At 32.9% G+C, this 1041-nt stretch carries 1 protein-coding gene; it reads left to right on the top strand.

The genetic code is table 11. The features are described 5' to 3' along the window. The first annotated feature begins 54 nt into the window (after positions 1–54). Complete coding sequence (locus RB618_RS23670) at positions 55–1029, top strand: integrase core domain-containing protein (protein ID WP_308071091.1); 975 nt, start codon at positions 55–57, stop codon at positions 1027–1029. Positions 1030–1041: the final 12 nt, after the last annotated feature.

A 1041-nucleotide genomic window follows, 5' to 3' on the forward strand; every position in this document is an offset into this window, starting at 1 on the left:
TGTAAATGTTAGATAATTCGGTAACAAAATTTAACTTTAATAAATTTTGTTGCGATGAGAAATAACAGTCAGGATTCAACATTAGAGAGAAACTATTTAGAGAAGTATCGCTTTTTGATAAAAGAATATGAGCAGGTAAAAAGCAAGACTCATCCAGTGCATAAAAAGGCGATGGATTTTTACACAGCCAATGACACCTGCCGAAAAAGTTTTTTAAAATATTATAATCGCTATAAGCAGAGCGGAAAATCGATAGATTTACTGCCTCAAAAACGCGGTCCAAAATATAAAACAAGACGTCCTTTACCTTTTATAGAACAAAAAGTAATCGAATTAAGAGAAAAAGGAAACAACAAATATGAAATTGTTAGTATCTTAAATCCCAAATTAGGAAAACACACACCATCATATTCTGGAGTTTATAACATTTTAAAACGGCATAAAATAAATAGATTAACTCCGAAGATTAAAAAGAATCATCAGAAAATAATCAAGGAAAGAATGGGACAGCTGGGTCATATCGATTGTCATTATTTAAGTAAAAGCATAATTCGTGGAGAAAACAAAAAGCTCTATTTAGTCTGTGTAATTGATGATTACAGCCGGATTGCCTGGGCCGAATTAGTTCCAGATATAACGAGCTTAACAGTAATGTTTGCTTCGCTAAAATGCTTAAACATCTTAAGCAGCCATTATGAGATAAAATTTGAAGAGATATTATCCGACAATGGCGCTGAATTTGGAATCAAAACAAGCAAAGTAAAAAGCCAGCATCCTTTTGAAAGAATGCTTATGGAACTTGGGATCGTACATAGATATACAAGACCTTACCGTCCGCAGACAAATGGAAAAGTAGAACGGTTCTGGCGGACTCTGGAAGAGGATTTATTAAGAGATACCGATTTTGATTCTCAAGATGAACTAAAAGAAGAATTATTACAATATTTATATTACTATAATCATGAAAGACCCCATCAGGGAATTGATGGAAAAAAGCCAATCGAAATGATAAATCCGTTACCGAAATAAATGACTTTTACA

The sequence above is a fragment of the Flavobacterium sp. LHD-85 genome, assembly GCF_030929595.1.
GTDB lineage: Bacteria > Bacteroidota > Bacteroidia > Flavobacteriales > Flavobacteriaceae > Flavobacterium.